Below are 352 nucleotides of genomic sequence, written 5' to 3' on the forward strand. Positions count from 1 at the left end.
CGACCATCTCGACCACATGCGCGAGATCGTCGGCGTCGACCACCTCGGCATCGGCGGAGACTACGACGGCACCGCCTTCACCCCGGACGGTCTGAACGACGTCTCCGGCTACCCCAACCTCATCGCCGAACTCCTGGACCGTGGCTGGTCCAGGACCGACCTTGCCAAGCTGACCTGGCAGAACGCGGTACGGGTGCTGGGTGCGGCGGAGGATGTGGCCCGGGACCTGCGGGCGACGCGGGGGCCGTCCAACGCGACCATCGAGCAATTGGACGGCTGACGCGTCAGCAGGCGCACAGGCAGAACGGATGTCCTGCCGGGTCCGCGTACACCCTGAAGGTGCGCGAGCGGT

General features: G+C 68.5%; 1 protein-coding gene and 1 pseudogene. One reads left to right on the top strand and one right to left on the bottom strand.

What is annotated here, in order from left to right; translation table 11 throughout:
* Positions 1 to 280: membrane dipeptidase (locus ACLZOT_RS50745; RefSeq protein WP_416976086.1), on the top strand; the 280-nt coding region annotated here is incomplete at its 5' end.
* A gap of 4 nt (positions 281 to 284) precedes the next feature.
* On the opposite strand, the pseudogene ACLZOT_RS50750 reads toward ACLZOT_RS50745, so the two are convergent.
* Positions 285 to 352, bottom strand: a pseudogene (locus tag ACLZOT_RS50750) (VOC family protein); the annotation flags it as partial.

The sequence above is a fragment of the Streptomyces sp. 4F14 genome, assembly GCF_048159485.1.
Classification (GTDB): domain Bacteria; phylum Actinomycetota; class Actinomycetes; order Streptomycetales; family Streptomycetaceae; genus Streptomyces.